The organism is Maribacter spongiicola (genome assembly GCF_052119685.1).
GTDB lineage: Bacteria > Bacteroidota > Bacteroidia > Flavobacteriales > Flavobacteriaceae > Maribacter > Maribacter spongiicola_A.
This window is the reverse complement of record NZ_JBGQOO010000010.1, coordinates 22533-35508: the sequence shown is the minus strand read 5'-3', so window position 1 is coordinate 35508 and position 12976 is coordinate 22533. Positions and strand designations below refer to the sequence as shown.

Sequence of the window (12976 nt, the reverse complement as noted above, 5' to 3'; positions counted from 1 at the left end):
GTAAATTTGAAGCATGTCAGAAGAAAGATTAATGTCTAAAAAGAAGCCAGCTTACCCAGTAAGTGTGGCTTTAGATGGTTATTTAGAACATTATAGCCGTAAGATTGAAATTCCTATATTTTACGACGATTTGCTACGTTTTTCAGGTTCGGTTGTAGTGTATGATAAAAATGATGAAGACACTCTTTGGGTACGAGCATATTATTCAGAATATGAAAGAAAAGAAATAGATGATAGTTTAAAGAAAGTCTATTCAATTTTACATTCTGACGGAAGTGATAATATTCATCAGTATTTAAATGTTGATGCCGTTGATTTCTGTACGTTCGGAAATTCTAAACCTTTTCGTATTAAGATTCGAAATATATTGAACGATAACTTCACTTATTTCTACATAAAAAAGACGGATGCATCTCGTATTTATGGCTTAGAATTAGAGCATATGCTTTCGCCGTATAATCTTAACTTTTTGGTGTATAAAGACACTTTAATAGAAGAACATATTGCAGGTATACCTGGCGATGAATTTATTAAACACAATTTGCCTCAATGCACACCTAGCGAAAAGGCTCAGTTGGCAAAAGAATTTGTAAAATTTAATGAGCGTTGTATGATTCGATTGTTGGGCGATATGCGCTCTTATAACTATGTAATTGTACCTACACATGATTTTGACCATGTTGTTTATAAAATTCGTGCTATAGATTTTGATCAACAGTGTTTTGAAGGAAAACTAAAAGTTTATAGACCTCAATTTTTTAAAGAAAACTATCAAATGGTCGAGTTAGTTCGTAAAAAATTAACTCACGATTCTGTTGATCAGTATAAATTAGAAGAACGTTCAATGGTTGCAAAGAGAATTTTAAGTTCTGGTAATAGAATTAAAAAATTACGTGCCATTTGTAAGACTGATGAAATTTCAACCCCCGAAAACATTGCCATGCTAAGAGAGCAAATTGAAGTTCTTACGATGGATATGGATTTTCAGAACTGCAAGACAATGGGAGAAGTGCTAGATTTAGCCCTAAATTTTGTTCGTAGAAATTATGAAGACGTAAGTGTAAAACAGATTATAGAACACAATATTAAAATTAATAACTAACACATATTGTAATAGCTAAAAATTGAAAAAGCCCATTATTTTCTATAGAAATAATAGGCTTTCTACTTGTTGTAAGCTTAGTGTATTCAAAAATACTAGCTCTTTTGTTCTTTGTTGAAGTATACTAAGTAATAATACATTTGTCTTTCTTCGTCCCAACCTTTTTCCACATATTTCTCTGCAGATTCAGGGTTTATGAAGTCCATTTTTATCTGAATATTCGTATCCAAATTAATGACATTTTTTATTTTTTTACGTGCATCTGATACTGCCTTGTTCGCAATGTCGAATGTAGAAACATCTTCAATACTGTACTTCGGACCTTTTTCTGTTTTGTAATGTTTGAATTCTGGAATCAATTCAGGGTTTTCCATTACCTCGTTCAAAAAAGTAGACTCTTCAAAAGAATCGTTTTTTGCAAAATGATTTACTGCACGGTTCATAAATAATACCTCTTGTTGCTTGTCTTCAGCTGGTAAAACCACATCTTTCGCGAAATTCTGGCAAAATTTTAAGTAGTTTTTAGTCTTAAAATTGTCATCAGATAGCGGGTTTACACCTAAGAAATTTTCAATCCAATATTTGGTATCGTACTTGTTACTATCTACAGATAGCACTTTGTAACCTTCTTCTTTATCAACATTGAAAATCAAACACCCTTTATCTAACTTATTGATATTGATACCTTGTTGAATAACGATATCTAGGTTGCTGTTTTTTTCTTCGAACTGTATAAAATCGTGTTTTAACTCACTTTTGAATATACCTATCGCATCTACTTTTTTATTATCTAAAAGTAAATTAGAAAGGTAGGCAACATATACCTCACCACTTTTGATATGTGGGTGGTTAGATTGTTCGAATAATAGGGAGGCTATTTTTTTAGAATTTAAATGTGCCTTCGAGTTATCTTCAAAAACTTCACTAACTATTTTGTATAATTCATTGAATTCAACATCAACTTCATTAGCCAACTTATAATAATTTTCTTCCTTTTCTCTAAAAGGCTTAAAAAAGTATTCTTTTAATAGACCGGTGGTTTCATCGTTAAGTCTAAATGGTTCTTCTGAAAGAAAAACACCTTCGTTCTTATTTTTGTTACCAACTCTATGTATAGAAATGCTTTCGATTTGGGTAGCATATAGGTTAATCATAAAGTGTTCTAAATTAAATGGTTAGAAAAGTAATGTGAAATATTTTACATGCAGATTAATTCCAATTTTCATCGAAATCTAAATCGTCATAATTGTCAAAGGTATCATCAAAGTCAAAGGCACTGCTCTCTGCTTCAAAGTTTTTTTCTGGCGGAGTTTCTGGTAGCTCACCAAATGAAAAAAGTACATTTGGGTAAGAACGGCCATCTTCATTTTCTTGAATATCTGCAAGTTCAACGAAAAATGTCCACATGTTCATGAAATCATACACGTAGATTAGTTTTGGGTTGTTCTCGGTAACGATATCCTCTAAAAAGGTTTCGTTCATTAAGCGAACATCAGACCCAGATTCGCTCATGTCAAAAAGCGCAATCTCTTCGTCTTGTTTCCACTCTTCATCACATGTATAAAAAGATGCCATTTCATTACCTAAAAAACCAAATGCCTGGGTAATGGCATTATGAAAGTCTTCTAATGAATTGTGGGCTTCAATCTCTAAATCTCTGAATATATCTTCATCAGCGTCGAGAATAACACGAATTTTATAAATCATACTTTAATTTTTGTGGGAGGGCAAAGTTACGAAGTTTTCGAGTTTATTCTAGGCATTAATGCATCTAAAAGAATGTAGAATTGTACACCGAATAGAATAGACGCTAATATAAGGTGCAATGGCTGACTCGCATATGGGAAATCTAAATAGTTCATGGCAATACCCGTAAAAACCTCCACTACCAGTAAAAACAAGACCCAGTAAATTTTGAAGTGCCCTAAATCTAACTTCGTAATTCTGTACGCCAAGAAAGCGTTTACTAAAATGACCAGTATAGAAAATGAACGATGTATATAAAATAATAACTCAGGGTTTCTTAACCAGTTATCTCTTGCATTGTAGCCGAAAATATCTATTTGCTCATCTATAAATTGGCGAACTTGGGTACCCATAGCAATTTGAACAAGTGTCATAATTATTGCTACAATACTGATATTCAATACCATTTTATCGTACTTAATGCGTTTGTTCTCTTCATTTGCTAAATAGATAACATAAAGCAACATTGCTACGATTACCAATGCCATAAGCATGTGAACAGTAATTTTTGCGGGCTCTAAAACAGAGTAAACAACTGTTGCGCCCAACCAAGCTTGAAAGACCATGCCTACAACCACTAACCATGATAGTATGGGTATACGCTTTTTCTTCTTCCAAAATTTAATCGAGATAATGGCAAGAACTAAAGTGGCTAGACCGGCCAAGGCTCCTAAAAGCCTGTTTATATATTCGATCCATGTGTGCCACGGATTAAATTCTGCGTAGTCATGTTTCGTATATGCTTCCCAATTGGTAGCGTCAAAAGTATTTTTTGTAGTGAACGTTTCTTTTGCAATTTGTAATGTCTCACGATAAATAATTACCTGACCTTTTTCGAACATTCTATCTGTTTGCCATTGTATTTCTGTAACCTCTGTTGGGGGAATGTAGTATCCAAAACATTTTGGCCAATCTGGGCAACCCATACCGCTACCGGTCATTCTAACCACGGCGCCGGCAACGATCACTAAATAAACTAATACCAAAGATATTTTGGCAATTTTTCTAAATGTAATATCCATAAATAATAGCCATTCTATTTCGTAACCTGTAAACCTAATTGGGCACCCTTAAGATACATAAAATCTTGTGCCGCTTTATATTCATTCGGAATTTCTCCTTCTAAAATCGCTTCTTTAATCGCTTCTTTTATAATTCCGATTTCTTTTGATGGTTTTAATGAAAAAGCTTCCATAATTTCTTCTCCACTAATAGGTGGTTGAAAGTTTCTAACGTGATCTCGAGCTTCTACTTCTTCAATCTTTTGGCGAACAACCTTAAAATTCTGACGATACTTGCGTTGCTTTTTAGGGTTCTTAGTAGTAATATCTGCTTCGCACAACGTCATTAGATCCTCTACATTATCACCTGCATCAAAAATTAATCTACGTACGGCAGAATCTGTTACAAAATCTTCAGAAAGTACAATTGGTCTAGAGCTCATTAAAACCAACTTTTGAACGAATTTCATTTTATCGTTCAAAGGCATGCGGAGACGTTTAAATAATTTCAACACCATTTTTGATCCAACAAATTCATGTCCGTGAAATGTCCATCCAATTTTTTTATGGAATCTTTTAGTAGGGGCTTTTCCAATATCATGTAAAAGAGCGGCCCAGCGTAGCCAAAGGTCTTCTGTAGCCTCAGAGATATTATCAACTACTTCTAAAGTGTGCCAAAAATTATCTTTATGCTTTTGACCCTCAATTTCTTCTATGCCTTGTAAAGCGGTTAATTCCGGTAGAATTAGTTCTAGTAGTTCTGTTTTATGAAGTAATGAAAAGCCTAAAGAAGGTTTTTTACACAACATAATTTTATGAAGTTCATCTAATATTCGCTCATTAGAAACAATTTTTAGACGGTCTTTATTTTCGGTAATAGCTTGTAAAGAGGGTAGTGCAATCTGAAAATCTAATTGGGTAGCAAAACGAATGGCCCGCATCATTCGTAAAGGGTCATCTGAATAGGTAATGCCTGGTTCTAAGGGAGTTTTTATAATCTTGTTCTCTAAATCTGCAATACCGACAAAAGGGTCAAGAAGGGCTCCGTAGTTCGATTTGTTCAACGAAAGGGCCAAAGCGTTTATGGTGAAATCGCGTCTTTTTTGATCATCTTCTAAAGTGCCATCTTCAACAATGGGTTTGCGACTATCGCGTTGATAACTTTCTTTACGCGCACCAACAAATTCAAGTTCGATACCATCACTTTTGATCATGGCGGTACCAAAATTTTTAAAGACAGAAACTTGTGGTTTTCCCTTTAATTTTGATGCTACTTTTTCGGCAAGTGCAATACCGCTGCCAATGGCAACAACATCTATGTCTTTTGGTATTGATCTTTTTAAAAAATAATCTCTTACAAAACCGCCAATAACATAGCAGTCTACAGAAAGTTCTTCTGCGGCTTCTGAAATTATTTTGAATATTGGGTTGTTTAAAGCGTCTGTATAGCTCTCTTGCATGTTCTTATTCTCGAATAATCTTCACCGTATTATCATTAGAAAGTCTAATAATTGATGAGGCGGAGCTATTCTGTTTCTCACGATGCAAATTTACCACATAGTCTACACCTTTTAAAATAGCTTCATCTATATTTTGAAAAGATTTGGGTGTGTTGGCCCCAGAAATATTGGCAGAAGTAGAAACTATAGGTTTTTTAAACTTGCCTATAAGGTAGGTGCAGAATTTATCTGATGCTACTCTTATGGCTAATGTGTTATCTGATGCAATTAGGTTTTTGGCTACACCACGTGGTTTATCGTATATAATGGTAGTAGGTTTAGTAGCTAGATCCATAAGATCGTATGCAAGTTCAGGTACTTTTTCTACATGTTTTTCAAGCATAGCATCATTGGCTACTAAACAAATTAGCGCCTTACTATCATCTCGTTGCTTAAGTTGAAATACTTTCTGTACAGCTTCTTCATTGGTAGCATCACAACCAATACCCCAAACCGTATCGGTAGGGTAGAGTATGAGTCCGCCATTTTCTAGAACTTCTATGCATTTGTTGATTTCCTCTGTCATTTGTTTTTTGCTTGTATTAAAGAAAATTATCTGGAGTAATGTTGAAGTAATTAGTTATAGCTAGCCATTGAGTCTTGTTTTTATCTCCTCCAATATTTGACTTTTTTAGAGATTGCTTTTGAGACCCAATTATAGGTATGGGTGTTTTTGCTTTATTCTTAGCTTGCAAAGATGCTGTTCCTTCTAAATGAGCCATGGCTTTAAACCACAGGTCATCTGCTTTCGGAGCCAATTCTAAAAATAATATTGAGTCTGTTACTTTTTCAGAAAGGGTTTTGGGTGGATATAAAACACCCTCAGCACCTATAGGTATGACCGCTGATGTATTAAATTTTGAACCTTCAATATAAACCCAGCTTCTATACGATTGTAATTCACCAACATTAGTATAGGTGATATATCTGGTCTGGTTAGCTATTATTTTATTCGGATGTGTTTGATGTTCTTCATATAAGGTTCGAAGCCAATTACATCGATACATCATATCATCATCACAAGTGACAATTATTTCATTCGGGAACAATTCTAAGCTATGAATTAACTTTCTATGAGAACAGGTTAAATTTGAATACATGATTTCAAATAAATCAGATTCTAATACCGCTAGTTTTTTTGGAATTTCATCTTTTAAAGAATGATGCAACCATAAAATAATTTTTTTAGGTCGAACATCTTGATTCAAAATACTTCTGATGGTTAGGTGAAGTGTACCTAATCTTGATGGAATAGAGGTTAAAGAAACAATTACAGGAATTTCTTCTTTCTGCGTAGTATGAATTCTTTTAACAGAAATAGCTAAAAGTTTAGCTGAATTGTAAATTGATACAGGTATTTCTTTTAACTTCATTTTACAATGCTGTAATTTGTCTTTTAATATTGAAGACTGTCTATTCTAATTCAAAGATAGATAAGAGTTTTATATTTTTGCAGTAATTTGAAACGTAGCATGGAGATTCCTAAAATAAGTATCATCGTTAGTACATATAATGCCGAAGAGTGGCTGAAGAAGGTACTATGGGGCTTTGAGCAACAAATATTCAAAGATTTTGAAGTTGTTATTGCCGATGACGGATCGAAGGCACCTACTAAAGAATTATTGGCTGAGATGTCTGCGAAGGTACATTACCCAATCGTTCATGTTTGGCAAGAAGACGATGGTTTTCAGAAATCTAGAATACTAAATAAGGCGGTTACCGCTTGTTCTGCAGATTATATAATTATGACAGATGGGGATTGTATTCCTAGAGAAGATTTTGTTCAAGTGCATTATATCAATAAAGAACCAGGTTATTTTATCTCTGGCGGATATTACATGTTACCCATGAATATTTCTAAATTGATCACCTTAGAGGATATTGAAAATCAACGTTGTTTCAATATACAATGGTTGAAAGAAAAAGGAATTCCGCAAACTTTTAAAAACAATAAGCTTACTGCTCAAGGTTTTATTTCTAAGATATTAAATTGGGTTACGCCTACCAATGCTAGTTGGAACGGACATAATTCTTCTGGTTGGAAAAAAGATATAGAAAATGTTAACGGATTTGATGAACGCATGCAATATGGCGGTCAAGATAGAGAGCTCGGCGAGCGTTTATTCAATTTCGGGTTAAAGTCTAAGCAATTGCGATATAGTGCTGTATGTGTACACTTAGACCATAAAAGAGGGTATAAGACACCAGAATCTATTGCTAAAAATGTTGGTATAAGAAATGCGACTAAAAAAGAAAAAAGCGTGTGGACGTTCTATGGCATTACTAAGTAATACGCAAGCTCATTTTTTTGTTCTAATTTTTTAAGCTCCTTGTAACGTTCTAAAACGCCCAATGAGTTTAAATAACAGATGGTAAAACCTTTTTTGCCGTCAAGTATACCAAGACGTAATATGTAATGGTTGAAAAATTTCCAACTGGTTTTTAGCACCATCATTACATAAGTGAATTTCTTTTCTCTGTAAAAAGATTCAACAGCCTTTAACTGACCATATTTCAACATTTTACCTTTGTAATCTTCGTAATTCTTGTAACAGTAATGGGTCAGTTTTTCATTTAAGATACCAGAAGTACCATCAACGTCTAATGTTTCATGAACAATTTTACAGTCAGAAAATACAGCTTTACTTTTTCTAAAAAGTCTGTAGTTTTTGTCGGTTTGCCATCCGCTGAAATTCAATTTTTCATTCTTGAACATAAACTGGCGATAGAACCAAAATGCTGCGATATCAGTATCGCTAGATACTGTCTCTAAAATTTCATTTTGTAGAGCGTTAGAAACAATTTCGTCGGCATCTAAAAATAAAACCCAGTCATTTGTAGCTTGTTTTAAGGCAAATGATTTTTGAGCAGTAAAATTCTCAAACGGATTTTGAATGACTTTTACCTTCGGGTGGTCCTTTAAATATTCAAAAGTTCCGTCAGTACTAAAAGAATCAACTACAACAATTTCATCGGCAAAAGAAACGGAATCAATACACTTTTCAATGTACCCAATTTCGTTATACGTAATTACTAATGCGGTAAGTTGCTCTTTTTTGGTAATCATACTTTCCAATTTGATTGGTTTGCTCTAATCGGAGCGAACAAAGTTATAACAAAAAAAGAATTAAAAAATTGTGTTAAGAAGTAAATTTCTTACACAATTGAAATCCAATGTTATAGCATGGTTCAGTTTATAAGAGGTCGTATTTTAGAATGGTTGCGTACAATTATCAAAAAGTTTTTTAGTTTTTACTAACTCATTGTTTTCGATTTTGTGCAGATTATAATACAACTATCCTATAAGGATGCAGCCTAGAATGATTAAAATCCTTAAATACAATTTGTTATATAAATAATCCGCACAAAATTTAATCATTTTGTACGGATTAACTGTTGTTATCTAGAAAAGACTATTATTTGATGGTATTATTCAAAATGGTTAAAAAAATTTAAAATTATTTTTTTTAATAAAATGAATTCAAAAATTAAACCGCAACATCATACTCTCTAAGTGCATCGTTCAATGATGTCTTTTTGTTTGTACTTTCTTTTCTTTTTCCGATAATTAAGGCGCACGGTACTTGAAATTCACCTGCTGGGAATTTCTTCGTATAACTACCAGGTATTACAACTGAACGAGCAGGAACAACACCTTTTGTCTCTACGGGAGTTTCACCTGTAACGTCAATTATTTTAGTGCTCATTGTTAAAACAACATTCGCTCCAAGTACAGCTTCTTTTTCAACTCTTACACCTTCTACAACAATGCAACGAGAACCAATAAAGGCACCATCTTCTATAATAACTGGTGAAGCTTGTAATGGTTCAAGAACGCCGCCAATACCAACACCACCACTTAAGTGTACGTTCTTACCTATCTGTGCACAACTACCAACAGTAGCCCAAGTATCTACCATGGTACCTTCATCAACATAGGCGCCAATATTTACATAACTAGGCATTAAAATAGTGCCTGGTGCAATATATGCGCCATGTCTTGCAACGGCATTTGGTACCACACGAATTCCTTTTTCTTTATAGCCTCTCTTTAAAGGCATTTTATCGTGGTATTCAAAAATACCTGCTTCTATGGTTTCCATTTTTTGAATAGGGAAATACATAACAACCGCTTTCTTTACCCATTCGTTAATTTGCCATCCGTCTGCTGTTGGCTCGGCACATCTTAATTTTCCGATATCTAAAAGGTTAATGACCTCTCTTATGCTGTCTTGGGTAGCAGATTCCTTTAAAAGGTCTCTATTATCCCATGCTTTTTCTATTTGTGCTCTTAATTCTGTCATTTTCATAAAATTTTCTCAAATATAAGTTGAAGTACAGTAATTAGCCATGCGCATGGGCACATATAACAAATTATCCTTTATTTTTGCCAAAAATTAAGTTTGGGAAAGATTCTTGCAATTGATTACGGAGAAAAGCGTATTGGCTTAGCGGTTACCGATGATATGAAAATGATAGCATTCGGATTAACCACTGTAGCTACCTCTGAAATCTTTGAATATCTATCTGACTATATTCCAAAAGAAAAAGTAGAGATTATTGTTGTTGGGTTACCTAAACAAATGGATAATAGCGCTTCTGAGTCTGAAGTTTTAATCGCTCCATTTTTAGTGAAGTTGGCAGAGAAATTTCCGACTATTCCTATTAAAAGGCATGACGAACGCTTTACATCTAAAATGGCTTTTCAGACTATGATAGATAGCGGCTTAAAAAAGAAACAAAGAAAAAACAAAGCATTGATCGATGAGATTAGTGCTACTATCATATTACAAGATTTTTTAAAGACATTATAAATGATTTTACCCATTATTGCATACGGTGATCCCGTATTAAGAAAAGTTGCGGATGATATTGATAAAGACCATCCAAAACTGAATGATTTGTTAACTAACATGTGGGAGACCATGTATAACGCTAGTGGTGTAGGTCTTGCGGCACCACAAATAGGATTGCCTGTTCGTATATTTTTGGTTGATACGACTCCCTTTTCAGGGGATGAAGATTTAACTGAAGAGGAACAAAAACAGTTAGACGGTTTCAAACAAGTGTTTATCAATGCTACTATCGAGGAAGAAACTGGTGATGAATGGGCTTTCAATGAGGGTTGCCTAAGTATACCAGATGTTCGTGAAGATGTAAGCAGAAAAGGTGTTATTAAAATTACATATTTAGATGAGAATTTTAAACAACATTCTAAAACTTTCGATGGTTTACTGGCAAGGGTTATTCAGCATGAGTACGATCATATAGAAGGGGTGTTGTTTACAGACAAATTATCTGCCTTAAAGAAACGAATGTTAAAAGGTCGATTAACCAATATTTCAAAAGGTAAGATTAGTGTAGACTATCGCATGAAATTTCCTGCAATGAAAAAAGGACGTTAAAATGCCTCCATTATTAATAGAAAAGTATAATATTTGTTTTCTGAAATTTTAAAAGAGTTTATGGGTTTAGAGAAAATTTTATCTGTTGCAGGAAAACCAGGTTTGTATAAATTGATTACCCAAACCAGAACAGGTTTTGTAGCAGAATCTTTATTAGATGCAAAAAGAATAACAGTTAGCTTGCGTAGCAGTGTAAGTGTACTGTCTGAAATCGCAATTTATACACTTGAAGAAGAGGTTCCGTTAAGAGAGGTTTTTCAAAAAATTCAAACAAAAGAAGATGGCGGTAAAACTTCAATTAGCCATAAAGACGAAAAAATTAAATTAGAAGAATACTTTTTTGAAGTGTTACCTAATTATGATGAAGATCGTGTTTATGTTAGCGATATTAAAAAGGTTATACAATGGTATAATATTTTGACCGATAATAAAATAACTGACTTTTCTAGCGAAGAAGTAACTAGTGAAGAAGCTTCTGAAGAAGAATAGTCTTTCTCTTATACTATTATGTAAAAAGCCCTTTTAGGGCTTTTTTTTGTTTCAAACCTAATAGTAAAGCAATTTTAATTTATTGTTTAAGCTGTTCATCTACAGTTTCTTGCCATTCAACTATATCTTTCTCTTATCCAACATACATCAATTCAAATAAGTTTTTTAATGCTGCAAATTTGTGGTGTAGCTAAATAGCCTTTACAAAATTTGAGTGATATGAATACAAGTGAATTTGATATTGATTGTGAATTAAAAAGTGCTTTTTTCGAAAATGCATATTCACCTTTTGTGATTTTAGATAGAGACATGAATTTTGTTGATATAAATCAAGCTGGTGTTGATACCATTGGTATTTCAAAAGAAAATTTCATAGGTAAAAACTTGTTGGACATATTCCCTTATTTAGAAGGAACGGAGCGATTCCAAGCCTATAAAAATGTTATCGAAACTGGTGTGCCAATAGGTTTCGATGAGTTGTTGTTTAAAGGTGAATTTACTGAGAAGACTTTTATGTCAAGGGCATTTAAAATTGGCGATTACTTAGGTATAACCACACTTGATGTAACGAATGTTATCGATGTGATACAACAATTAAAAAGCTCACAAACCTCATTAACAGAAGTTAATGAAAATTTGAAAAAGAAAAATCAAGATTTAGAAGATTTTTCATTTGTAGCAGCACATGATCTAAGAGCTCCGCTAACCAATTTAAAGAGCCTAATGCGAATGGCTTTAGAATCTGATATTACCTTTAATGAAGTAATGCCTATAGTTGAAAAAATGAATGTGGTCACTAAAGTAATGTGCGATAAGATTACAGGCTTAAATATGGTGATTGCTACAAAGTCTAATTTTGGCGCATCTAAAACAAGATTAGAATTTTCAGAGGTGGTAGGTAAATTAAAAACTAGTTATTCTAAAGAAATTATAGAAGGCAGAACAATTATAAAAGAAGATTACTCAGCATGTCCTTCAATCAATTATAATAAAATACAATTAGAGGGTGTTCTTCAAACCCTTATGTCAAATGCGCTTAAGTATAGACATCCTAAAAGAAAACTAAGCATCAAAATTGAAACCAAAGATGTCAATGGTAGAGTTCAATTGTCTTTCAAAGATAACGGACTAGGCTTTGAACAAGAATTTTCTGATAAAATTTTCGCCTTATTTAAACGTCTACACACCCATGTTGATGGTTTAGGTGTCTCATTATATATCATGAAAACTATAATTGACGAAAACGGTGGTACAATCGATGTATTAAGTCAAGTAAATAAAGGAACAGAGTTTATAATAATTTTTTAAAACAAATAATCAAAACCATTTAAAACCCCACAGAATGATACGAATATTAATGATTGAAGACGACGAAGTAACGAACTTTATAGCTAAAACAAACCTCGAGAGATTTGGCTATAAAAACATTTCTATTGCCCTAAATGGTCAGCTAGGCCTTGATTATTTAAAGACCAATATCTCTCCTGATATAATTTTACTGGACATCAATATGCCTGTTTTAGACGGATGGGATTTTCTTGATAAGTTGAATGAACTAAATCTAGCACCAGAGACACCTGTTGTAATTACAACTTCTTCATTTAGGGGAGATGATAAACTGAAGGCAGATAGCTATTCTAATATCATAGATTATTTAGAAAAACCTATAAATTTTCAATATTTAAATACTATTTTATCTAAGGTAAAATTGAAATCTTATGATCTATAAATAAA

Annotated in this window: 15 protein-coding genes; 7 read left to right on the top strand and 8 right to left on the bottom strand. The window is 33.2% G+C overall.

Translation table 11 applies throughout. The features are described from left to right. The first annotated feature begins 13 nt into the window (after window positions 1–13). Window positions 14–1102 carry a hypothetical protein gene (locus ACEN2N_RS14165; RefSeq protein WP_441824938.1) on the top strand — a complete coding sequence of 363 codons (1089 nt, stop codon included), beginning with the start codon at window positions 14–16 and terminating at the stop codon, window positions 1100–1102. A gap of 95 nt (window positions 1103–1197) precedes the next feature. Here ACEN2N_RS14165 and ACEN2N_RS14160 read toward each other — a convergent pair whose 3' ends face one another. Genes ACEN2N_RS14160 through ACEN2N_RS14135 form a run of 6 tightly spaced genes read right to left on the bottom strand, consistent with a single transcriptional unit; the run spans window position 1198 to window position 6721 of the window. After that, window positions 1198–2256: a nucleoid-associated protein gene (locus tag ACEN2N_RS14160; protein ID WP_441824937.1), complete on the bottom strand. Its 1059-nt coding sequence runs from the start codon at window positions 2254–2256 to the stop codon at window positions 1198–1200. Window positions 2257–2311: 55 nt separating this feature from the next. Then, the gene (locus ACEN2N_RS14155) at window positions 2312–2809 is read right to left on the bottom strand and encodes an IS1096 element passenger TnpR family protein (protein WP_441824936.1); all 498 of its coding nucleotides are present in this window, start codon (window positions 2807–2809) and stop codon (window positions 2312–2314) included. A gap of 26 nt (window positions 2810–2835) precedes the next feature. After that, a complete protein-coding gene (locus ACEN2N_RS14150) occupies window positions 2836–3870 on the bottom strand; it encodes a COX15/CtaA family protein (RefSeq protein WP_441824935.1) in 1035 nt (344 codons plus the stop codon). A 14-nt stretch (window positions 3871–3884) separates the two neighbouring features. Then, complete coding sequence (locus ACEN2N_RS14145) at window positions 3885–5309, bottom strand: CCA tRNA nucleotidyltransferase (RefSeq protein WP_441824934.1); 1425 nt, start codon at window positions 5307–5309, stop codon at window positions 3885–3887. Window positions 5310–5313: 4 nt separating this feature from the next. Further along, complete coding sequence (locus tag ACEN2N_RS14140; RefSeq protein WP_441824933.1) at window positions 5314–5874, bottom strand: L-threonylcarbamoyladenylate synthase; 561 nt, start codon at window positions 5872–5874, stop codon at window positions 5314–5316. A gap of 16 nt (window positions 5875–5890) precedes the next feature. Beyond that, a complete protein-coding gene (locus ACEN2N_RS14135) occupies window positions 5891–6721 on the bottom strand; it encodes a zinc-binding alcohol dehydrogenase (RefSeq protein ID WP_441824932.1) in 831 nt (276 codons plus the stop codon). Between the two features lie 99 nt (window positions 6722–6820). On the opposite strand from ACEN2N_RS14135, the gene ACEN2N_RS14130 reads away from it, so the two are divergent. Beyond that, entirely contained in the window at window positions 6821–7639 is an 819-nt protein-coding gene (locus ACEN2N_RS14130) for a glycosyltransferase family 2 protein (RefSeq protein ID WP_441824931.1), read from the top strand. On the opposite strand, the gene ACEN2N_RS14125 is transcribed toward ACEN2N_RS14130, so the two are convergent. Beyond that, complete coding sequence (locus tag ACEN2N_RS14125) at window positions 7621–8415, bottom strand: glycosyltransferase family 2 protein (protein WP_441824930.1); 795 nt, start codon at window positions 8413–8415, stop codon at window positions 7621–7623. The two genes, ACEN2N_RS14130 and ACEN2N_RS14125, sit on opposite strands and share 19 nt — an antisense overlap. A 421-nt stretch (window positions 8416–8836) precedes the next feature. Beyond that, on the bottom strand, window positions 8837–9652 hold the full coding sequence (locus tag ACEN2N_RS14120; RefSeq protein ID WP_441824929.1) for a 2,3,4,5-tetrahydropyridine-2,6-dicarboxylate N-succinyltransferase: 816 nt from the start codon (window positions 9650–9652) through the stop codon (window positions 8837–8839). 99 nt (window positions 9653–9751) lie between these two features. Here ACEN2N_RS14120 and ruvX point away from each other — a divergent pair, with 99 nt between their 5' ends. From ruvX to ACEN2N_RS14095, 5 genes are all read left to right on the top strand, one after another. Next, a complete protein-coding gene (gene ruvX / locus ACEN2N_RS14115) occupies window positions 9752–10162 on the top strand; it encodes a Holliday junction resolvase RuvX (protein ID WP_441824928.1) in 411 nt (136 codons plus the stop codon). Continuing rightward, window positions 10163–10753, top strand: a complete 591-nt coding sequence (gene def / locus ACEN2N_RS14110) for a peptide deformylase (protein WP_441824927.1) — start codon at window positions 10163–10165, stop codon at window positions 10751–10753. Window positions 10754–10813: 60 nt separating this feature from the next. Continuing rightward, the gene (locus ACEN2N_RS14105) at window positions 10814–11242 is read left to right on the top strand and encodes a DUF5606 family protein (RefSeq protein WP_441825022.1); all 429 of its coding nucleotides are present in this window, start codon (window positions 10814–10816) and stop codon (window positions 11240–11242) included. Between the two features lie 219 nt (window positions 11243–11461). Beyond that, complete coding sequence (locus ACEN2N_RS14100; protein WP_441824926.1) at window positions 11462–12550, top strand: ATP-binding protein; 1089 nt, start codon at window positions 11462–11464, stop codon at window positions 12548–12550. A 34-nt stretch (window positions 12551–12584) separates the two neighbouring features. Beyond that, entirely contained in the window at window positions 12585–12971 is a 387-nt protein-coding gene (locus ACEN2N_RS14095; RefSeq protein WP_441824925.1) for a response regulator, read from the top strand. Window positions 12972–12976: the final 5 nt, after the last annotated feature.